19 protein-coding genes, 1 tRNA gene and 1 pseudogene are annotated in these 20,828 nt (G+C 71.0%); 12 read left to right on the top strand and 9 right to left on the bottom strand.

Annotated features, from left to right (window positions below):
• Window positions 1–87 precede the first annotated feature (87 nt).
• From NON19_RS21880 to NON19_RS21890, 3 genes are all read left to right on the top strand, one after another.
• Window positions 88–1,398, top strand: coding sequence for a helix-turn-helix domain-containing protein (locus tag NON19_RS21880; protein WP_255930558.1), 1,311 nt, complete (start codon window positions 88–90; stop codon window positions 1,396–1,398).
• A gap of 5 nt (window positions 1,399–1,403) precedes the next feature.
• Window positions 1,404–2,006: an oligoribonuclease gene (orn, locus tag NON19_RS21885; protein ID WP_255930521.1), complete on the top strand. Its 603-nt coding sequence runs from the start codon at window positions 1,404–1,406 to the stop codon at window positions 2,004–2,006.
• 101 nt (window positions 2,007–2,107) lie between these two features.
• A tRNA-His gene (locus tag NON19_RS21890) sits at window positions 2,108–2,180 on the top strand.
• Between the two features lie 332 nt (window positions 2,181–2,512).
• On the opposite strand, the gene NON19_RS21895 is transcribed toward NON19_RS21890, so the two are convergent.
• The 3 genes from NON19_RS21895 to NON19_RS21905 all read right to left on the bottom strand — a co-directional run bounded on the left by NON19_RS21895 (window position 2,513) and on the right by NON19_RS21905 (window position 4,898).
• A complete protein-coding gene (locus NON19_RS21895; protein ID WP_255930522.1) occupies window positions 2,513–3,073 on the bottom strand; it encodes an RICIN domain-containing protein in 561 nt (186 codons plus the stop codon).
• A gap of 141 nt (window positions 3,074–3,214) precedes the next feature.
• Complete coding sequence (locus NON19_RS21900) at window positions 3,215–3,478, bottom strand: hypothetical protein (protein ID WP_255930523.1); 264 nt, start codon at window positions 3,476–3,478, stop codon at window positions 3,215–3,217.
• A 421-nt stretch (window positions 3,479–3,899) separates the two neighbouring features.
• Window positions 3,900–4,898: a LuxR C-terminal-related transcriptional regulator gene (locus NON19_RS21905; protein ID WP_255930524.1), complete on the bottom strand. Its 999-nt coding sequence runs from the start codon at window positions 4,896–4,898 to the stop codon at window positions 3,900–3,902.
• Between the two features lie 41 nt (window positions 4,899–4,939).
• Here NON19_RS21905 and NON19_RS21910 point away from each other — a divergent pair, with 41 nt between their 5' ends.
• The 7 genes and pseudogenes from NON19_RS21910 to NON19_RS21940 all read left to right on the top strand — a co-directional run bounded on the left by NON19_RS21910 (window position 4,940) and on the right by NON19_RS21940 (window position 11,974).
• Entirely contained in the window at window positions 4,940–5,095 is a 156-nt protein-coding gene (locus NON19_RS21910; protein WP_255930525.1) for a hypothetical protein, read from the top strand.
• Between the two features lie 159 nt (window positions 5,096–5,254).
• A pseudogene (locus NON19_RS21915) lies at window positions 5,255–5,422 on the top strand (helix-turn-helix domain-containing protein); the annotation flags it as partial.
• Window positions 5,423–5,571: 149 nt separating this feature from the next.
• Entirely contained in the window at window positions 5,572–8,331 is a 2,760-nt protein-coding gene (locus tag NON19_RS21920; protein ID WP_255930526.1) for an AAA family ATPase, read from the top strand.
• A gap of 449 nt (window positions 8,332–8,780) precedes the next feature.
• Window positions 8,781–9,968, top strand: a complete 1,188-nt coding sequence (locus NON19_RS21925; protein WP_255930527.1) for a hypothetical protein — start codon at window positions 8,781–8,783, stop codon at window positions 9,966–9,968.
• Window positions 9,965–10,771, top strand: coding sequence for a hypothetical protein (locus tag NON19_RS21930; RefSeq protein WP_255930529.1), 807 nt, complete (start codon window positions 9,965–9,967; stop codon window positions 10,769–10,771). The genes NON19_RS21925 and NON19_RS21930 overlap by 4 nt, the downstream gene beginning before the upstream one ends.
• 206 nt (window positions 10,772–10,977) lie before the next feature.
• Window positions 10,978–11,607, top strand: coding sequence for an HdeD family acid-resistance protein (locus NON19_RS21935; protein ID WP_255930531.1), 630 nt, complete (start codon window positions 10,978–10,980; stop codon window positions 11,605–11,607).
• A gap of 43 nt (window positions 11,608–11,650) precedes the next feature.
• Window positions 11,651–11,974 (top strand): chorismate mutase, encoded by a 324-nt coding sequence (locus NON19_RS21940; RefSeq protein ID WP_255930533.1) that lies wholly within the window; start codon window positions 11,651–11,653, stop codon window positions 11,972–11,974.
• A 205-nt stretch (window positions 11,975–12,179) separates the two neighbouring features.
• Here NON19_RS21940 and NON19_RS21945 read toward each other — a convergent pair whose 3' ends face one another.
• The 3 genes from NON19_RS21945 to NON19_RS21955 all read right to left on the bottom strand — a co-directional run bounded on the left by NON19_RS21945 (window position 12,180) and on the right by NON19_RS21955 (window position 16,020).
• The gene (locus tag NON19_RS21945; RefSeq protein WP_255930535.1) at window positions 12,180–13,631 is read right to left on the bottom strand and encodes a glycoside hydrolase family 18 protein; all 1,452 of its coding nucleotides are present in this window, start codon (window positions 13,629–13,631) and stop codon (window positions 12,180–12,182) included.
• A gap of 224 nt (window positions 13,632–13,855) precedes the next feature.
• Window positions 13,856–15,337 carry a sensor histidine kinase gene (locus NON19_RS21950; RefSeq protein ID WP_255930538.1) on the bottom strand — a complete coding sequence of 494 codons (1,482 nt, stop codon included), beginning with the start codon at window positions 15,335–15,337 and terminating at the stop codon, window positions 13,856–13,858.
• Window positions 15,334–16,020: a response regulator transcription factor gene (locus tag NON19_RS21955; RefSeq protein ID WP_255930540.1), complete on the bottom strand. Its 687-nt coding sequence runs from the start codon at window positions 16,018–16,020 to the stop codon at window positions 15,334–15,336. The genes NON19_RS21950 and NON19_RS21955 overlap by 4 nt, the downstream gene beginning before the upstream one ends.
• Window positions 16,021–16,099: 79 nt before the next feature.
• Between NON19_RS21955 and NON19_RS21960 the strand changes: the two genes are divergently transcribed.
• Entirely contained in the window at window positions 16,100–16,597 is a 498-nt protein-coding gene (locus NON19_RS21960) for a hypothetical protein (RefSeq protein WP_255930542.1), read from the top strand.
• A gap of 150 nt (window positions 16,598–16,747) precedes the next feature.
• On the opposite strand, the gene NON19_RS21965 is transcribed toward NON19_RS21960, so the two are convergent.
• Window positions 16,748–17,611 carry a spermidine synthase gene (locus NON19_RS21965; protein ID WP_255930544.1) on the bottom strand — a complete coding sequence of 288 codons (864 nt, stop codon included), beginning with the start codon at window positions 17,609–17,611 and terminating at the stop codon, window positions 16,748–16,750.
• A gap of 38 nt (window positions 17,612–17,649) precedes the next feature.
• On the bottom strand, window positions 17,650–18,069 hold the full coding sequence (locus tag NON19_RS21970) for a hypothetical protein (protein ID WP_372514226.1): 420 nt from the start codon (window positions 18,067–18,069) through the stop codon (window positions 17,650–17,652).
• 239 nt (window positions 18,070–18,308) lie between these two features.
• Here NON19_RS21970 and NON19_RS33935 point away from each other — a divergent pair, with 239 nt between their 5' ends.
• Complete coding sequence (locus tag NON19_RS33935) at window positions 18,309–19,682, top strand: NsdA family TPR-like regulatory protein (RefSeq protein ID WP_255930546.1); 1,374 nt, start codon at window positions 18,309–18,311, stop codon at window positions 19,680–19,682.
• A gap of 245 nt (window positions 19,683–19,927) precedes the next feature.
• Here NON19_RS33935 and NON19_RS21980 read toward each other — a convergent pair whose 3' ends face one another.
• Window positions 19,928–20,521, bottom strand: a complete 594-nt coding sequence (locus NON19_RS21980) for a histidine phosphatase family protein (RefSeq protein WP_255930548.1) — start codon at window positions 20,519–20,521, stop codon at window positions 19,928–19,930.
• Window positions 20,522–20,828 lie beyond the last annotated feature (307 nt).

Consider the following 20,828-nt stretch of genomic DNA (forward strand, 5'->3'; position numbering starts at 1 on the left):
ACCATCACCACCAACGCGGCCACCAGCATCGGCACCTCAGGCCGCAAACTCTCCGCACGGCGCCGCAAGGAGGTCGTCGCCGTGCTCATGTTCAGCGGCGGCCCGATCTTCGAGAGCTCCATCCCGCTCTCGGTTTTCGGGGTCGACCGGCAGGACGCCGGTGTACCGCGCTACCGGCTGCTGGTCTGCGCCGGTGAGGACGGCCCGCTGCGCACCACCGGCGGTCTGGAGCTGACCGCCCCGTACGGGCTGGACGCGCTGAGCCGGGCCGGGACCGTGGTGGTCCCCGCCTGGCGCTCGATCTCCCAGCCGCCGCCCGCCTCGGCGCTGGCCGCGCTGCGCCGGGCGCACGAGGAGGGGGCGCGGATCATCGGCCTGTGCACCGGCGCCTTCGTGCTGGCCGCCGCCGGGCTGCTGGACGGCCGCCCGGCCACCACGCACTGGATGTACGCGCCGACGCTGGCCAAGCGCTATCCGTCGGTCCACGTCGATCCGCGCGAGCTCTACGTGGACGACGGGGACATACTCACCTCGGCCGGTACGGCCGCCGGTATCGATCTGTGCCTGCACGTGGTGCGGACCGACCACGGGGCCGAGGCGGCCAACGCGCTGGCCCGGCGCCTGGTCGTACCGCCCCGGCGCAGCGGCGGGCAGGAGCGGTACCTCGACAGGTCCTTACCAGAGGAGATCGGCGGGGACCCGCTGGCCGAGGTCGTCGCCTGGGCGCTGGAGCACCTCCACGAGCAGTTCGACGTGGAGACCCTGGCCGCCCGTGCCTATATGTCCCGTCGCACCTTCGACCGGCGGTTCCGCTCGCTCACCGGCAGCGCTCCGCTGCAGTGGCTGATCACCCAGCGGGTGCTGCAGGCGCAGCGGCTGCTGGAGACGTCGGACTACTCGGTGGACGAGGTGGCCGGACGGTGCGGCTTCCGCTCGCCGGTGGCGCTGCGCGGGCACTTCCGACGGCAGCTGGGCTCGTCCCCGGCCTCGTACCGGATGGCGTTCCGGGCCCGCAGACCACAGGAGGGCACCGAGCGCCAGGACCGCGCCGACCGACCGGAGCGCCCCGAGCGCGGTGAGGCGCCCAGCGAGGGCGTGCCGCACCAGCGGCGCGGCCCCCAGCCCCTGGACGGCCCGCAGGCCGGACGGCGGCTGGAGCCCGGCAAGCGGTACGAGCCGGGCAAGCCGGAGTCGGACCTGTACGCGGCGCGGATGCCCGAGCAGCACGGCCGGGCGGACAATCCGGAGATATCCGGACTGTCCGGCTCCGGGCTGACCCGGCTGCGCGGCGACCGCGGCGGGCGGCCGGGCGGGCGTCCCGGAGCCGTTCCGGGGCTGCTGCCGGGATCCGCTCGTAGCACGGCTATGCCAGGTCAACGGGATCGCCCCGTAGGGTGAGACGTATGAACGACCGCATGGTGTGGATCGACTGCGAGATGACCGGGCTCTCGCTCCGGCATGACGCACTGATCGAGGTGGCCGCCCTAGTCACCGATTCCGAGCTGAACGTCCTCGGTGACGGGGTGGACATCGTTATCCGGCCGCCAGCCGAGGCGCTGGAGACCATGCCGGAGGTGGTGCGCGAGATGCACACCGCCTCCGGCCTGCTCGAGGAACTGTCCGGTGGGACGACGCTCGCCGAGGCGGAGAAGCTGGTGCTCGACTATGTGCGCGCCTTCGTGCCGGAGCCGCGCAAGGCGCCACTGTGCGGAAACTCGGTGGGCACCGACCGGGGCTTCCTCGCCCGCGACATGCCCGAGCTGGAACAGCATCTGCACTATCGGATCGTGGACGTCTCCTCCATCAAGGAGCTGTCCCGCCGCTGGTATCCGCGGGCGTACTTCAACAGCCCGCAGAAGAACGGCAACCACCGGGCGCTGGCCGACATCAAGGAGAGCATCGCGGAGCTTCGCTACTACCGCGAGGCGGTCTTCGTCCCGGCTCCCGGCCCGGACACCGACACCGCACGGGCCATCGCGGCGAAGTACGTGCTGCCCGCCGGATGAGGTCAAAGCTCAAGGCCCCGTAAAAGGCTGGCGCAAGCACCCACGAAAACCCTGTATGCTTCTTCTCGGCCGGTGCGAGAAGCAGTCAAGCGCCGGTCATGGTGGGTGTAGCTCAGCTGGTAGAGCACCTGGTTGTGGTCCAGGATGTCGCGGGTTCGAGTCCCGTCACTCACCCTGAGAGACAAGCCCATGGCCTGCGAAGCCGCAGACCATGGGCTTGTCCGTCGTTTGGCCCGGAACCGATCCGCAGGCGAGCGACAGGATCCGATCAGCGACAGCGACACGGGAGACGAGGCGTCCCCTGGTCTCCGAGGCCGAGCCGCAGGAGAGCGGCGGCGGCCTGGAGCTGGCCGGACAGAGTGATCAGCTCGGCGGCGTTGCGGGCCAGGCGCTTGAGCTCGTGGACGGTGAGGATGACCTCCTGGTCGGGGCGGCCTCCGAATGGGGCTGGTGACGGCCCGCCGGACGAAACGGGAGCCGTCACCAGTTGGTTCGGGGCGCTGACCTCAGGACCAGGTGTAGGTCTGGGAGCCGCTGCCCGAGTCGCACCAGTTGATCTTCACGTTGTTGTTGATCGCGTCCGTTGCCATGCACCATGCGGGATTGAGGGAGCTTTGTAGCTGGTAGCCGCCGCTCGCCAGGGGATGGGCGATCCACTTCTGTGAGGCGTTGCCGTTGCAGTCCCACAGCACGAGGTTGTAGCCGGGCCCGGCGTAGTCGCTGTGTGCGATGTCTATGCACCGTCCGCTCTGCAGCCCCTGAATGTTGTAGACGCCCGTGGACACCTCATGGAAGGTCCACTTCTGGTTGTCCTGGTCGTTCGCCCAGTACGACCAGATCTCGGTCCAGTTCCCGGTGCCCTGTCCCCGGGCGTCGAGCACGCTCCCGGTGTACTGGTTGTGGATTGTGACGCCGGAGGCCGCGTTCGCCGATCCGACCGCGGAGAACATCGACGCCAGGACTGCGCTGGCGACCAAGGCTCTCCGCAGGGGGAGCCGACGGCGCGTGGATCGTGCCGTGCCGACGGTGGATGACGTGGCGGCGGCACCGGTTATGGCAGAGTGCATGTTCTTCTCCTTTGAAATGCGTTGGACGGGGCGAATCGCCGCGAGAACCGTCAGGGTGCGCCGTGCAATGTGACGGCAATCGCGGCATGACTGCCTGATTGAAGATTTGCGGGGATCTCGATGGTGCCGCGAATGGACCACTCACGGCGGTATCTCTGGTTTCCACTCCGGAATGCATGCCAGGAGATCTGCTATTGCGGTGGCGGAGTTTGTCTCTGCATCCGACTCGTTGTCGCGGAAGAAGAGTCCGAGATTGATCCCTGCCGGGCCGGCCCGGGCTCGTATGTGCTCGATTCCGAACCGCGGTTCCAGGTGCGCCCATAGCGCGTCGAGAATCCTCTCGGCGGCCATGGAGTCCGGCTGGGGCAGGTCCGGGTTGGTAAGTACCAGGCGGACGAGGTACACGGTCTCAGTCCCAGCCGATGCCGTCTGCCTGGCCCGCCGTCGCTGTGGCACCGGCAGGGGCCGCAGTCGCAGCCCATCCGGTACCGGCGGTGCCAGCGGCCGAGGTCAGGGATCCGGCGTCGAAAGCCGACCCGCAGAGCGCTAAGGCGACGACGGCGATAGGGAGGAAAATTTTCGACATGGCAGCCCCGCATGTTTGGTTAATATTTTTGGGCATTTCAGCTCGGTTTTCCGTCGGATTTCGACTGCCCGGCTAGTGCCTTGCGAAGAGAATGCCCGATGTCATGCACTGTCTGGAACGGTTTCGGTGTGGCACCAGAATGCCCGGCATCTTGGTGCCATACCGGCTCGATAGGTCTCCCCCAGGTCGCAGGCGCCCTCCTCGCGCCGCTGCGCAACGCGTCCCGCACCGGCTCCGATGTCACAGCCAGCCTTTTTGCGCGGCTCGGAGCCCCGCTTCGAAGCGGCTGCTGGCGCCCAGGCGTTCCATGAGTGCGGCCATGTGTCGGCGTACGGTGCGCAGTCCGACGCCCAGTCGCTTGGCTGCGGCTTCGTCGGTCATGCCAGCGGCCAGGAGAGCGAGCAGGTCGGTTTCTGCTTGGGTCAGGCCGCTTTCGGTGTCACGGGTTACTGCCGCGCCGAGGGGGACGGCGGTGTCCCAGGCCTGCTCGTAGACGCTGACCAGGGATGCCGCGATGCCGGGCTCGCGCGTGCACAGTGCCCCTGCTTTGGTGTTGCTGGGATCGATGGGGACGAGGGCGACTTCGCGGTCGAAGAGCAGCATGCGAGGGGGCAGGAGCGGTGCGGTGCGGACCTCGCCTCCGGAATCGGTCAGCCATTTCGCGTACGTGTGGGTGGCCGGGTCGTTTCGGACGCTGTCCTGGTAGAGCGTGAGGATCGCCATGCCGCGGCTGAGCGCGTCGGCGTCCAGCGGGCGCGAGGCCTCCAGGCTGGCTTGGGACTGCGCGCCGCCGGGCATGACCGACAAACACTCCCGTTTCATTTCCGTGGCGAGGATCTCGAGTCGGGCCTCGATCGCGTCCAGGCCGACCAGGCGTTCTGTTCCGTTCTCGGCGGTGTGGGGGGTGAGGTGGCCGTAGGCGGCCACCGCCTCGGCGGCGGCCGCCCGGTCAGCGGCCAGCTTTTGGCTGCGGCGTGCCAGATCGGCTTCCTGCCGACGGATGATCAGATCCAGGGCCAGTTGGGGGCTGACGGCCCGGAGCCTGCCCGGGTTGTCCCGGGACGGGCGCGCGAACGAGCGGTCGACCAGGTCGTCCAGTGCTTCTCGGACGACCTGCTCCGCCAGCTGTGTGATCACCTGGAGATCCGACAGGTCCGCCTGCGGGCAGCCCAGCAGAGCCGCGTACACGGCCTCGGTTTCAGGTCTCAGGCCCAGGACACCGAACACCCTGATCACCACTTTCTCAGTGCACGCGCAGACAGCCAGGCGGACAAGCGCGGGTGGACGACGAGAAGTTGCTTGATCGCGTACAGCAGAACACCGGCCCCGACATGAGCGCCACGAAGAAGGACACGACGAACTTCCGGAAGTTGGACCGTAAGAACCGGGCGGCGATGATGCCTGGCCCGGCCTCGAACCCGTTGCGCAGGGCATAGGGCACGCGCCCAGGGCCGTCCGGTCGGTAAGGTCCGTTCGATTACCGGTGGTTGAGATCTGGTGTACGGCGCGCGGGGAGTCTGTGCCGGATACCCCCGGGGGGATGTCCCGGGGGACATGGGGAGTTGGGGGTGGGCGGGGTGACGGCATTCGGTGAGATGTTGCTGGAGTTACGCCGGGTCGCGGGGCTGACGCAGGAGGAGCTTGCCGAGGCCGCCGGGTTGGCGGCCCGGTCGATCCAGGATCTGGAGCGGGGGCGGCGGGAGCGCCCCCAACGCCGCACCGTACAGCGGCTGGTATCGGCGCTGGGCCTGGCCGACGCTGACGCCGCCGCGCTGCTCGCGGCCGCCCGCACGGGCAAGCGGGTTGACCGGGGCGCCGATGACGGCGTCAGGGAATCCGGGCTGTTTGAGCGCCAGGACCAGTGGGCGGTGCTGGCGCGTGCGGCCGATCAGGCTTGGGGGGCCGGGGCGCCGTGGTACTGGTCCAGGCGGACGCGGGCATGGGCAAGACCTCGCTGCTGCACGCCTGGGCGGCCGCCCACCACCCCCGGGAGATCCGGGTGGCGTGCGCGAGTGGCGCGGAGATGGAGCAGGACTTCGCCTTCTCGGTGCTACGGCAACTGGCCGAGCCGTTGCTGGCCCGAACCGGTCACGCCGGGCGGGAGCGGCTGCTGTCGGGTCCGGCCGAGCTGGCGTCACACGCGCTGCGCGCGCAGGGGGCCAGCGAGGCCGGGGAGTTGCCCGCCGAGGCGTCACTGGGCCTCCTGCACAGCCTGTACTGGCTGATGGTGCACATCACCGATGACGGCCCGGTCGCCTTGGTGGTCGACGACGTGCACTGGGCGGACGTCCCCTCAGTGCGATGGCTGGAGTACCTGGCGCGGCGTCTTCGCGGCCTGCCGCTGCTGCTGGTACTGGCGGGACGACCGGAAGCCGGGCCCCAGGTCGAACCGCTGCTGGACCAGATCGCCCAACAGCCGTACTGCCGGACGATCGAGCTGTCGGGGTTGGGGGCCGACAGCGTGGCGCGGCTGGTGCGGGCGAGTCTGGGGCCCGCCGAACCCGGGTTCGTCGCTGCCTGCGCCGAGGCGACGCAGGGGAGCCCGCTGCTGCTGGGCAGGTTGCTGCGGACCCTGGCTGGCGACAAGGTCACGCCCACCGACGATCAGGCACACGTGGTCGAGGAGTTCCGGGGCCGGATCCTGGCCGGCACCGTGGTCAAGCGACTGGCGGACCAGCCGGAGCCCGTCCTGCGGCTGGTCCGGGCCCTGGCGGTGCTGGGAGACGGGACTGCCTGGCACGTCACGGCCGAGCTGGCGGGCCTGGGCGAGGCGAGGGCCAACGAGCTCCGGCGCCGGTTGCAGCACATCGGTGTGCTCGTGCCCGGCGAGCAGGCGCGGTTCGATCACCCCTTGGTCCGCGCCGCTGTCACCGAAGCCGTCCTGGGGCCGGTGGAACTGGCCGTGGAACACGCGCGGGCCGCCGAACTGCTCCGGCGCGACGGCGCGGCCGACGATCTCGTGGCGGCCCACCTCCTGCTGGCCGAACCAGCCGGTGAGGCCTGGCGGGTGGCCGCGTTGAGGCAGGCGGCGCGAACGACACGCGGCCGGGGGGCCGCGGAGACCACCGTGACCTATCTGCGCCGGGCGTTGCGCGAGCCCGTGTCCGTCGACGAGCGTGGCCCCTTGCTGCTGGAGTTGGCTAAGGACGAGCTGCAGGTCGACGTCGCCGCGGCCAGGCACCACCTGGCGCAGGCCTCGAACGCGTTGGCCGACCCGTACTCGCGGGCCGAGGCGGCCTACCGGCTCGGCACCTCGCTGTTCCTCGCGCACCAGCACGAAAGCGCCCTCGATGTCCTCGGCCGGGCGGTGGAGGACCTGCGGCACACGGACGACGGCACCGGCCTTGCCCGCGAGGTGTCATGGTTCCTGCAGGCACAGATGGTGCTGATCGGCTATGACCAGCTGTCCACGCTCCCCGCCGCCCGGCAGCTCGCCCGACGGCTGTGGGACTACAAGCTGGCTGGCGACACCCCCGGTGAGTGCGTGGTCCTGGCCGCCTTGTCCGGCTCGGCCGTCACCGGGGACGCCAGCGCCGCCGTCACCAACGATCTCCTCGACCGGGCCCTGAGGGGCGGGCTGGCGGGCATCGACACCTCGCAGATTCTCGTGAGCCTGGCCGGACTGGCCTTCGTAGCCACCGACCGCCTCGACGACGCGGTAGCGCAATTCGACCAGATCGCCGACGTGGGCGGCCGGTTCGGCTCCTTCCTGATGGTCTCGGCCGCCATGACCTGGCAACTGCTCGTCCACGCCCGCCGTGGTCAACAGCTCCCCCTCACGACCGATTTCGGGTATCCCGGCACGACGACCGAGGAAGGCATGGAGTCGGTCAGGCTGGCGATGACGACCCTGCTGGGCGAATCGCTGCTGGAACGGTGCGACCTGCCCTCGGCGACGGCGGCGCTCGCGCGGGATGCGGGACACGACAGGGCGGGCTGGGCCTGGCAGGGCCTGGCGCACCTGGCCCGCGCCCGCGTGAACGCGGCACGCGGCAATCCGGCCGCCGCCCTTGCCGTCCTGCAGGAATACGGCGCGCAGGAGACACGCGCACACGTGGCGAACCTGGCGATGACCCCCTGGCGGTCCCGCGCGGCAGCGCTGCACCTGCTGCTCGGACAGCGCACCGACGCACTCCAGCTCGCCACCGAAGAGCTGGAGCTGGCCCACCGCTGGGGGACCGAACGAGCGATCGGCCTCGCCTCGCGCACCCTGGGCACCATCCAGGGCGGCCGGGAAGGTCAGGCGCTCCTGCACCAGGCAGTGGACCTGCTGAAGCGCTCCCCCGCCCGCCTGGAACTGGCCCGAGCCCAGTACGACCTGGCGGCCGCCCTACTGCGCGCCGACCAAACCGACCAGGCCCGCCAGACGCTCAGCGAGGCGCTGGGCCTCGCGGACGCCTGCGGCAGCGTCCTGCTGGCCGGTCAGGTACGCACGGCACTGACCGCGCTCGGCGTACACCCGAAGCCAGCACCGGCTCCGGGTCCCAGCTTCTCCCTGACCCAGCACAGGCTGCTGGAGCTGGTCCGCGCGGGCCACACCGACCGCCAGGTCGCCCAAGCCCTGCTTCTCACACCCCAGGACGTCACCGGTCTGATGGAGCAGATCGGCCGCAAACAGGGCACGACCAGCAGAGCGGAACTGGCCCGCCCAACGCAGCCCGCCGGCCCTTGATGGCGCCACCGAGGATGAGCACGCGGCAGCGGGGGCTTGGGACGTCGGGCGTGCCGCCGCAGGATGTCGCCGACAGGCATTCCCGCTGACGCCTCACCCGCGCCACGAGAGTGCCAGGCTGAACGGCCCGTCAGCCTGGCCATGTCCGATCCCGCCGCCGGGCCTTCCGCATGTGGGTGGTGTGCCCGGACCGGTGGAGTACACGGTGATGCCGTAGCCGTTGCCCCACCGGCCAGGTCAACCAGGTTGGCCTTGCTCGCATACTGCCGTACCGCTCCGGTCAACACAGCGGAACCGAGGGCCATCCCGTCCGCTCCGGCCGCCCCGCGGGTGTTGTCCCTGGTCAGATGGGCGTCATCGGGACCCGACCGCATCACGTCCAACTGCTCTGTGCTCAAGCACCTTTTCTGCCACTATTGACGCACCATCACACAGCACTCGGGGGACGGGTGAAGACATTCAAGGTGGTTACGCTCGGCGAAGTAGGCGCCGGCAAGACCGTGTTCATGGCGGCGATGTTCCGCAGGCTCGGATTCGAGCGGCAGAACCTCGACTCGGCGACCTACTACCTCACCGCGGCGGACACAGAACGCAACCAACTCCAGGAACTCTGGGCGACCATCGCAGACCCCGGCCTGCCCTGGCCGGAATCGACCACGCTCAACCGCGTACCCCGGCTGAACTTCACCCTCAACGCGCTGGACAGCGCGGGCGACGCACAGCCGGTGTGCATGATCCAGTACATCGACTACTCCGGCGAGCGGCTTAGCAGGACCGGCGAGGAGCAGGGCGCGGCGGGCCCTGTCCAGCAGGAGTTCCGTGACCACATCCGAGAGGCGGACGTGCTGCTGGCGCTGCTCGACGGCCGACGGCTGCGGCAGCTGATGCGCAAGGACCCGCAAGGCGAGCGCTATCTGCGCCATGACGTCCTGCCCACCCTGTCGACGATCGCCGAGAGCCGCTCCGACTGCGTGGTGCACTTCGTGATCACCAAGTGGGACCTGTTGGAGCAGCAGAACATCAGCCTGGACCTGGTGATCGACGAACTCCGCAAGAACAAGGACTTCGCGGCGGTGGTGAATCGGCGTGCCAAGCGTACGGGCGGCGCCGTCCGGATCATCCCGGTCAGCTCCGTGGGCCGCGGTTTCGCGGCCATCCAGGACGACGACCGCATCACCAAGGTCCCCGGAGCGCGCCCGATTCCGTGGAACGTCGACGTGCCGGTCGTGGCCCTGCTGCCCGACTTCTACAGCCGGATGCTGGAGGACATCCGGTTGACCTACGAGCGTCGTCTGCCGCGGAAGGCCGCGTCGTTACTGCTGCGCGGTGCCCGGTTGATGCCGTTCGCGGAGGCACAGCTCGAAGAGTGGATCAACCGGTACGTGGCCGGTGAGGGCACCGAGAAGACCCTGGAGAGAACATTTCTCACGGGCCTGGTTCGGTGGGGCGGCCGACGCACCGAGCGTGCCGCCGAGCCGCGCCGCAGGTCCCGCAGGGAGAGCCGGGCCGCCGAGGAACTGCGCCGCGCCTGCGATCGCATGTTCGCGCAGATCGAAACCCAACTCACCGACTTCGAGCATCATTTCCCGGACTCGAAGGTGCGTGCCGAGGACGCCTGGCCAGAGGACGCGCCGTGAACGCCTCCCGCTCCCGCGACGGCCTGATAGGAGGGTGGCCTTTTCTGGTGGGCCGCACGGTCCATCACGGTCACCGGGCGATGGTGGTGCCCCAGCCGTACCTGGAGGCCGGCCTGCACCACCTTCTGGAGGATGCCGTGGGGGCGGAGGAGTCGCAGCATCCTGGCGGTGCGTGGGCGGCTTGGGCGTACGAACTCCCCGATCACCCCCTGCTGTTGATGCGCTCGTTCCTCGCCGCCGACCCGCAGCGCCCGGGCCAGGTGCTGTGTGACGAGCACTCGCGTCCCATCCGGCTGTACGCGGGCCTGGCCATATCGGAGTTCCCCGATGCCGCGGTCCCGGGGCCGGAGCTGATCAAGGCCCTGAAGGCGCGCGGCTCGGACGCCTTCTACCGCGCCGTGGCCGAGGAGACGCACGAGGAGCCCATGGCTCCCGAGCCCTCCTTCGCGCTGCCGTTGAAGGTCACCACCGTCCGCTATCGGGTCACCGACGAGTCGCTCTCCCCGCACGCGGCCGAGGGAACGGCGGCGCGAGAGGCGGGACCGGCCCCCGCCGACCAGCGACCGCGCCAGCCGATGGCGATGCTGCAGGAGATAGGGCGCGCGCTGGCCGGTCGGCGCACGCGGGAGGACCCGACGGGCGGGAGCGGAACCCGGGACGTCGTCTGGAAACCATGGGCCGTCCACCTGGTGGAGCTGGCACGGCCGACCGGGAAGCGCGCCCTGACCGCGGCGAACCTCGTCGCGGAAGCCAACCACCCCTGCTGCCGGATGTCAGGAGGGAGTGGCCGGGAACTCGACTAGATCGGCGCGCAACCCGCACCTTGGTGCGTCACGAACCGGCCGTGTTTGGCGGGCCCCGCTCGAGGTTCGTTGCCTCGGTGAGGCCCGGTCCGCGGAAGCGGACCGGGCCTTTGTCATGGCTGCGGGTTCTCGGCGGGCGGGAACGGATCTGCTGGGGGAGGATGGCTGTGTCCTGTTGTCCGGTCCGCCATGAGGGAGGCAGGCTCATGACGATCCCCTCCGACAGCCCGAGCGCCGGCGGCCTGCGGGGCGAGCAGCGCCCCTACGGCACCGGTCCCACCGGGACGTTCCTGACCGCACTGGGCAACTCCGCCTGGCAGGTGCTGCTGACCGCCGGTGTGGTGGCGGTGGCGGTGGGTATCTGCCTACTGGTGTGGCCGGGGGCCTCGCTGGTGGTGGTCGCCGACCTCTTCGGCATCTACCTGCTGGTGAGCGGTGTCTTCCAGCTCGCGGGGGCGTTCGGCACCCACGTACCGGGACATCTGCGGGTGCTCAGCTTCGTCACCGGCGCGCTGAGCGTGCTGCTGGGACTGCTCTGCTTCCGCGGGCCCGCGCAGTCGCTGCTGCTGCTCGCCCTGTGGATCGGCTTCGGCTGGCTGCTGCGCGGCGTCATGCTGACCGCGGTCGCGCTCTCCCACCATGAGCTGCCCGCGCGCGGCTGGCAGGTGTTCCTCGGCATCATCACGCTGCTCGGCGGCATCGTGCTGATCGTCGAGCCGTTCCGCTCCATCGCCGTGCTGACCGTGGTCGCGGGCGTCTGGCTGGTGGTGCTCGGGGTGGTCGAGGTGGTGCACGGGATCCAGCTGCGCACCCGAACCCACCGTCTCACCTCCTGATACGCGGTCCGCAGGGCCTCGCGCGGCTTGTAGCATTTCGGGGATGAGCGACCACGTGACCAACGGCGCCGCCTTCGACGAGCAGGCCCAGCGAGAGCTGCTGCGGCTGCGCGCCAGTATCGACAACCTTGACGCGGCCCTGGTCCATCTGCTCGCCGAGCGCTTCAAGTGCACCCAGGCCGTGGGCCACCTCAAGGCGGCACACAACCTGCCCCCGGCCGATCCCGCCCGCGAGGTGTCACAGATCGCCCGGCTGCGGAAGCTGGCGGAGGACGCCCATCTCGACCCGGCCTTCGCGGAGAAGTTCCTGACCTTCATCATCGAAGAGGTGGTCCAGCACCACAAGGCGATCGCCCAGGACTACTGAAGCGCTCCGCTGGGAGTGCGGTGATATGCCGTCGCTTGAGAGTGCGGTGATATGCCGTCGATCGTCCGCGGCTTCGTCGTGGCTGGTCGCGCCCAGGCGGCGGAGCCGCACATGAACACAGCCCCGCGCCCCTTTGATGGCGCATGGCGATGCCCCGGCCGGGTGGGGGTCCGGTCGGGGCATCTGGTTCAAGGGGCGGCGCTGATCAACCGCCGTATGCCGAGAAGGCCTTGGCGAACGCGTTCGGGTCCTGGCTGATCGACGAGCAGGTCGCGTCGGCGGAGTTCTTGGCGCCACCGGGGCACTGCTTGTCCCGGGTCGCGGACCACATCGACAGCCACGCCAGGTTCTTGGACTTGGCGAAGTCGGCCAGCTTGGTGGCGTCCGCCACGGTGAAGGTCTCGGTGCTGACGTCGTTGACCCCGATCATCGGAGTGACCGCGATCTTCTTCCACGCGTCCGCGTCGGAGATCCCCAGCACGCTCTTGACCTGGCTCTGGGTGGCGGTGGCGCCGTCGATGGCGTACTGGCCCATGTCGCCGGTGAACGACGAGCCGTAGTCCATCGCCATGATGTTGACCGCGTTGATGTCCACGCCGTTGCGCTTGGCGTCGGCCAGCAGGTTGATGCCGTCCTGGGTGAGCCCGGTGGGCATGGCGGGCAGTGTGAAGGAGACCTCAAGGCCCGGGTGGGACTTCTGCAGTTGGGCGATGGCCTGGGCGCGCTGGGTGTTGGCGGAGGTGTTGGTGAGCGCGCCGCCCTCCACGTCGAAGTCGACCTTGGTGAGCTTGTACTGGTCGATGACCTTGCCGTACGCGGACGCCAGCGCGGACGCCGACGAGCAGGTGGTGGCCAGCTCGTTGCCGTTGGCGCCGCCGAAGGAGACCCGTACGTCGCCGCCCGCCGCGCGCAGCGCGCCGATCTGACCGGCGGTGGTGTTACCGCCCAGGTCGGTCACGCCGCCCCACTTGGGGGTGCAGGAGCCGCCGTCGGTGATGAAGGCGAGGTTGAACTGCTTGACGCCGGTCGCCTTCTCGGCGGCCACCAGGTCGTACGCCGGGTAGAGCGAGGTGTCGACGTACGGGGAGAAGCCCGCGTTGGCCGAACTGCCGTTGCCGGTAACGATGGTGGGAGTGGCGGTCGGTGTCGGGCTCTGGGTGGGAGTGGCGGTCGGGGACGGGGGCGGGGTGGCCGTGGGGCGGCCGGTGGGGGTCGGGGTGGGTCCTTCACCCGCCGAGCACTTGCCTTCGTTGATGAGGCAGTTGGCCGGGGCGGCCGCGGACCCGCCGATGGCGACGAAGCCGACGGTGACCGACTTCCCGGCCGGTATGGAGCTGTCCCAGGACTCACCGGTGACGGTGATCGTCTGACCGCTGGCGGTGTACTTGCCGTTCCACAGCGAGCTGATCTTCGTGCCGCTGGGCAGGTCGAACTTCAGCGTCCAGCCGGACAGCGCCTGGTTCGAGGAGTTGGTGATCACATACTGGCCGGTGTAACCACCGCTCCAGCCGCTGGTCTTGGTGAACGCGGCACCCAGCGAGGCCGCCTGCGCCGAGCCCGCGAGGGCGACCGCGGTGCCCGCGACCGCCGCGCAGACCACGACGCCGCCGATCAACTGGAGCCTGCGGCTGGCGCGGTGGCGGTGCGAACTACTCATCGGGGTTGCCTACCTCTGTGTCCGGGGTGTGGGGGGATGGCAGCACGCTAGCGGCTGGAAAACGGACAAAAAGCCAGTTCAGGGCGGGCACGGCTGGTCTTATGGCGTGCTTAAGGAACCCATCGGCAGGGGTTATGCTTCGCCGCCGCGCCGCCTCGGTCGCCCGCCGTCGCAGCGGTTCTGGGAGGGGTTCGGGGGCTTCTACGCGGCCTCGGGGACGCCGATCAGCCGTCGCGACGGCGGACGTTCTCCGCCGCGGCGGCGAGCAGCCGAGACGGCGCGGTTCGGCGGTTGCGGGACGGCCGCATCCGCGACACCCAGGACCCAGCCGCCAGCCCCCTGCGGCGCCGTACGACCCGGTGCCCCCGGCGCGCCCCGATCCGGGTGCGGGGCTGCAGCGCCAGCCACACCCGTACCTCGGTGCCGCCCAGCACCGAGCGGCCCAACGCCACGTCGCCGCCGGTGGATTCGGCGACCCGGCGCACGATGTCCAGCCCGAGGCCGGTGGAGCCCGGGCGCCCGTCACCCTGCCCGCGCCGCAGCGCCGCCGCCGGGTCCTTGATGCCGGGACCGGCGTCGGAGACCAGCACGATCACCGCGTCCTCGGAGCTGTGCACGTCGACGGCGAACGCGGTGCCCTCCGGGGTGTGCCGGAAGACATTGCCGAGCAACGCGTCCAGCGCCGCGGCGAGTTCGGCACGGGCCACCGGCACCCGCGCCGGGCGGTCCACGCCCGCGGTGCTCACCCGGCGGCCCTGGTCCTCGGCGAGCGCCGACCAGAACGCCATCCGCTCCCTGATCACCTCTGCCGCGTCGCACCCCGCGGCCGCCGCGCTGGCCGAGGCGGAGTGCTGGGCCTGGCCGCGCGCGGTGCGGATGATCTGGTCGACCTCGCGCTCCAGTTGGGCCACCGCCTGCCGTGTCTGCTCGGCGGCCGGGCCGTCGCCCAGCGATGCCGCGTTCAGCCGTAGCACGGTGAGCGGGGTGCGCAACCGGTGCGACAGGTCGGCGGCCAACTCCCGTTCATTGGCGAGTAGTTGGGCGACCTTGTCGGCCATGGAGTTGAACGCGACCGCGGCGGCGCGCAGTTCGGACGGCCCGTCCTCACGTACCCGTACCCCCAACCGGCCCTGGCCGAGGTCGCGGGCGGCGGCGGCCAGCCGCCGGGCCGGGCGGACCAGCCGGGTGCCCAGCCGGTCGGCGACCGCCACCGAGCCCACCACCAGACCGGCGCCGACCAGCGCGAGCACCGCCCATGCCGCGGTCACCCCGCGGGTCACCTCGCCCTCCGGCACGAAGACCTCGACCACGGCGATCGAGCCGGAACTGACGGCGGTGGGTTGCAGCAGCGCGTAACCGCCGGGCACCCGCAGGGTCGACGCCCGGCCGAGCCTGCTGGCGGTGTCGAGGTCGGCCCGGGTGACCCACTGGCGGCCGATCTCGACCTCCCCGCCGGATCCGGCGGCCGGTACGTGGACGGCGATCCGGCCGTCGGCGCCCGCCTGGGTGGAGGCGACCGCACGGTCCAGCTGGGTGCGGTCGGTGGTGATGGCCAGGGCCGGGCCGATCGCCGCCGCCTGCCGCTCGGCGTTGGTCAGCGCGCGGTCGCGGGCCATCTCCCGTACCACCAGGCCGAGCGGTACGGCGAACGCCAGCACCACCATGGCGGTCACCGCCACGACCACTCTGACCAGTGCCCATCTCATGGCCGCGGCCCCGGCGGCTCCAGCTTGACCCCGACACCGCGCACGGTGTGCAGATAGCGCGGACTCGCCGCGGTCTCACCGAGTTTGCGGCGCAGCCAGGACAGGTGCACATCGATGGTCTGGTCGTCGCCGTAGGCCTGCTGCCACACCTCGGCGAGCAGTTCACGGCGGGCCACCACCACTCCGGGCCGGGCGGCGAGGAAGGCCAGTAGGTCGAACTCGCGCCGGGTCAGGTCCAACGCGGCGCCGTCCAGCAGCGCCTCACGCCGCTGCACGTCGATCCGCAGTCCTCCGACGTGCAGCACCGGGGACGCCTCGGCGGTGCGCGAGCGGCGCAGTACCGCGGCCAGCCGCGCCGAAAGGTGTTCCACCGAGAAGGGTTTGACCAGGTAGTCGTCGGCGCCGTCGTTGAGCAGCCGGACGATCTCCGCCTCGTCGTCGCGCGCGGTGGCCACAATCACCGGCACGTTGGTGATGCCGCGCAGCATCTTCAGCGCCTCGGCGCCGTCGAGGTCGGGCAGGCCGAGGTCCAGGATCACCACGTCGAACCCCACCTGCGCCACCTCGCGCAGCGCCTCCAGGGCGGTGCCGACACTGCGTACGGTGTGCGATGCCTCGCTGAGGTGGCGGATGAGCGCGGAACGCACGAACTGGTCGTCCTCGACCACGAGCACACTTGCCATGCCCGGCACCGTACGCCATAACGGGCCAGCCGCTCCCGGCGCGTTCCGGCGCCCGGGACGGGTGGGGCAGGATGGTTGGGTGCGAAGAGCGTTGGTTCACACCGGTGCGTGGGCGTTGGCCACGGGGGCGGCGATCGGTCTGTCCTGGTACGGGGTTCACACCGTGTTGGCCGGTACGGTGTACGACCCGCCGCGCGCGTTGCCGATCTCCGGGGGCGACGCGTCGGCCAGCGCGCTGCCCAGCAGCAGTCCTGAGACCTCGTCCACCCACCGGCCCAGGCCGCAGGACTCCCCGTCAGCATCACCGTCCCAGCCCGCCGCCTCCCAACTGTCGCCGCACCAGACGCAGTCCACCGGGACCGTCTACAGCTACACGGTCAACGGCGGCCGGGTGGCGATCGATCTGGCGCCGTCCTCGGCCTCGTTGGTGTCCGCGACGCCCAACTCGGGCTGGTCCATGCAGGTATGGAAGCAGAACGGCTGGCTACGGGTGGACTTCACCTCGGGCGGTCACGCCTCCTCGGTGTTCTGTACGTGGAACGGGCATGCGCCGACCGTTCAGACCTATGAGTCTTGACGACTCAGGTGGAGCTTCGCCCCCGAACCCCCGTTGGGCCCTGACGGGGCGCGGGGCTGTGTTCATGTGCGGCTCCGCCGCCTGGGCGCGACCAGCCACAACGGCGCCGCGGACGATCGACCGCGCATCGCGGCACTCCCAGCGGAGCGCTCAGTGGAACGCGTCGTCCGGTGGGGGCGGGGACGGCTTGGCGGTCGCGTCGGTGACCGCGGCGGCGCCCGCTGTGAAGTCGGCCAGGGCGCGGCCGTGTTCGACCCGACCGGGGTGCGGGTCGGTGGCGATGCGGCGGGTCAGGTCGGCGACCGGGAGTTCGCCCGCGGTGCCCAGCAGCAGCGCGTTGCCGAAGCGGCGGCCGCGCAGTACGGCCGGGTCGGCGGCGAGCAGGCACTCGGTGAAGCAGGCCCGTACGGTGGCGACCTGGGAGCGCAGGAAGTCCAGCCGCCGCCCGTCGGCGAGGTTGGCCGCGTACCAGCCGCTGGGCCGCAGCACCCGAGCGACCTCGGCGAGGAACTCGGTGCTGGTCAGATGGGCGGGGGTGCGGGCGCCGGTGAAGACATCGGCGATGATCAGGTGCGCCCAGTGCTCGGGGAGCTTGGCCAGGCCCTCGCGGGCGTCCCCGCCGCGCACCCGGATCCGCCAGGACCGGTCCAACGGCAGTTCCCTGCGCACCAGTTGGACCAGGGCGGCGTCGTTCTCGATGACCTGCTGGGTGGACCGGGGCCGGGTCGCGGCGACGTAGCGCGGCAGGGTCAGCGCCCCGCCGCCAAGGTGCACCACGTGCAGCGGCTGGCCGGGCGGGCTCACCAGGTCCACGACGTGGCCGAGCCGCCGCTGGTAGGCGAACTCCAGCCGGGTGGGATCGTCAAGGTCCACATGGGACTGCGGGGCACCGTCGATCAGCAGTGACCAGGCATGCGGCCGGTCACGGTCGGGCACCAGCTCCGCGACGCCGCCGTCGACCTTCTCGCGCACCGGCTCCGGGGTGCGCGACCTGCCTTGCCTGTTGCCTGCCACCCCACCAGTATCGGCGAGGCCCCCGGGTCACCGCGGGGCTACCGCCCGTCAACAGCCTGGATGCCGTCGGCGGCCTCGATGGTACGGGCGGCCTCACCGAGTGCCAGCCGCAGCAGCGTCGGGTCGTTGACCGGGATGCCGTGCTCCGGAGCGACCAGCCAGCGGGTGCCCGCGACCGGCGGCTCGCCGACCTCGTCGCGGCCCCGCCCGTGGGTCTGGGTGCAGGCGCTGCCCGGCAGGTCCCAGTCGGCGGCGGTACCGGTGGGCACCAGAAAGCCGAGGGTGTCACCGGAGGCGTCGTGCAGCACCGGTCCGACGCCGGTGCGCAGCCGCAGGATGTCCACCGCCTCCAGGCCCTGCCGGGAGGGCACGGTGACCAGCTCCCAGGCGGGGGCGGGCGCCAGCCCGTCACCGCGCGCTGTCGCATACGACCTGTGTGCCCCACCGGTGTCCAACAAGGTGAACCCTCCTCGCAGTCGGGAGCGCAACTGCCTCGTCCGTACACCATGCACAACGCCGCGCCCCGTCAACCGCTACGGGCGTGTGCCGCCGCAAAGGATGGCACTTAATGGCGAATGCTGGATGAGATATCCGTTTTGTAGCGAAACATTGGGTGGTTGGCTGATCACAGTCGGTACGGTCGTGTCCGCCGAATCAGCCACCAGCACACGACCGCAGGATCAGGGGAGGCCCCGCCATGGCACCCTCACCCACACCGGACCGTCCCGGACCCAACACCGCCTTCCGTCGGATGCGCGGCGACCTTTCGCCGGGCGAGTTCTCGGCGGCGGTGCGGCGGGCGGCCCGCGAGATCGGCGAGCGAGTGAGCTGCGACGCCCGGTACATCGGGCGCGTGGAGTCCGGCGAGATCCGATGCCCCAACTACGCGTACGAGCGGGTGTTCAAGCACATGTTCCCCGGCTATTCGCTCGCGGAGCTCGGGTTCGCACCGCGCGACACGGTGCGCGGGCGGCGGGCACGCGAGGCCCGCCGGGCGGCTGCCGCGGCCGGTTCCGGCCCGGAGGCGTACGGGTTCGGCGCACGCGAAGAACACACCCACAGTGACGAGGAGAGCGACGTGCTACGTCGCGCATTCATGACCAGCGGCCCGGCCGCCGCGCTGGCGGCGACGCTGCCGCGCGGCTCCGCCTCGGCCGCGCCCCGCCGCGTCGGCGGCCCCGAGGTGCGGACCGTGGAGGAGGCGGTGCGCCAGATCCGGCTGCTCGACGACCGGCACGGCGCGGACGGACTCTACGAGCGCGCCGGGCACTGGCTGCGCAACGCCTACTCGATGCTCGAAGAGGGCGCGTACAGCCAACCGGTGGCCGACCGGCTGCACAGCGGTTCCGGGGAACTGGCCATCTCCGTCGGATGGTTGGCGCACGACTCGGGGCGGCACGAGGAGGCCCGCTCGTACTACGCGGAAGCGCTGGCCACCGCGCGGATGGCGGGCGATCCGGCGCTGGAGGCGCACGCGTTCTGCAACACCTCGTTCCTGGCCCGGGACGCCGACCGGCCACGGGAGGCGGTACGCGCCGCGCAGGCGGCCCAGCAGGCGGCGGCCCGGCTCGGCTCGTCCCGGCTGCTGTCGCTGCTGGCGCTGCGCGAGGCGGGCGGCTGGGCCGGGCTCGGCGACCGGGTGGCGTGCGAGCGGGCGCTGCTGAGGGCGCAGCGGCTGTACGGGCGCGGCCCGGCCGACTGCGATCCGGAGTGGATGACGTTCTACGGCGAGGCCGAGATGGCAGGGCTTGAGGCACAGTGCTGGTCGCGACTGGGCGACTACCGGCGCGCGGCGGCGCACGCCCGCCGGGGCGTCGCGCTCCAAGACGCCCACTTCACCCGGAACATCGCGCTCTACAGCGCGGAGCTCGCCGGTGACCTGGCCGCGAGCGGCGAACCCGACGAGGCCGCCAACGCGGGGTGCCGGGCACTGGAGTTGCTGGGCGAGCGGGTCAAGTCCTCCCGCATCCAGGGCATGCTGGACCTGGCGGCACGCGCACTGCGCCCGTACCGGCGCAGGTCAGCGGTGGCCGCGTTCTTCAACGGATACATCGCCAAACACGCACTGTGAGAACGCCCTCCGGGGGGTTGGGGGTTGGAGGGCTTGCCCGGGGGGTTAGGGCTCGCCCCCCAACTAGCCGGGCCCTGGAGGCTTGGGGCCTGCGCCCCAACTAACCCGGATCGCCGTGAGATTTGGGGGCTTGCCCCAGCCACTCGAGTCCTGGGGGCTTGGGGGCATGCCCCCAACCAACCCAAGACCGCTGGGGGGTTTGGGGGGCTTGCCCCCCCAAAAAAGCCCCGATCCCCACCGAGACGTCAGTCGAGGTGGCCCGTGTCGTTCCAGCGCTCGATGGCGGGCGCGCCGTAGGCCCAGCCCAGCACGGACAACGACGCCGGGTCCAACCTGATCGTCGCGCCGAAGGCGAGGTCATGGCCGAGCCAGCGCGCGCCGAGGGCGCGCAGGAAGTGGCCGTGGGCGAACACCAGCACATCGCGGTCGGCGGACCGCGCCCACGCCACGGCCTCGTCGGCCCGCGCGGTCATCTCTGCGACCGTCTCGCCTCGCTCGGCGCCGTCCCGCCAGACCAGCCAGTCCGGGCGGCCCGCCCGTATCTCCGCCGGGGTCAGGCCCTCGTAGTCGCCGTAGTCCCACTCCAGGAGCGTCTCCCACTCCTTGGCGCGGGGGCCGAACCCGGCCAGCTCGCACGTCTCCCGGGCGCGGGACAGCGGGCTGGTGCGTACCTCGACGTCCGGCAGGCCGTTCCAGGGCGCGCGGCGCAGCCGGTCGGCGAGCAGCCGTGCGGTGCGCCGTCCCTCCTCGGTGAGCGGGATGTCGGTGCGGCCGGTGTGGCGGCCGGTGACCGACCACTCGGTCTGCCCGTGCCGGACGAGGAACATGCGCGGTGCCATACCGAGGGTGGACCTTTCAGACTGCGTTTTCCGGGGGCGAGCCCCGGCCCCCCGGCCGATGACATGACGTACACGGACCTTCCGCCCTGCTGGACGAAGACCCGCAGTCCATCATCGCCCACCGGGCACGCAGGACGGCGCCCGGGTCCTCGTGTTCGCCCGCGCGCTGGCGACCGCGGCCCGGTCAAGCACACACCCGCACCGCAGAAGCGCACCACAACCCGCACCGTGCGCAACGCCACACAAAGGCGAAACGGCACACGGGTGGGCGGGCGGGACAAAACCCGTACCGCCAGCGCGAGCGAAC

The sequence above is a fragment of the Streptantibioticus rubrisoli genome (assembly GCF_024436055.1).
GTDB classification, from domain to species: Bacteria; Actinomycetota; Actinomycetes; order Streptomycetales; family Streptomycetaceae; genus Streptantibioticus_A; species Streptantibioticus_A rubrisoli.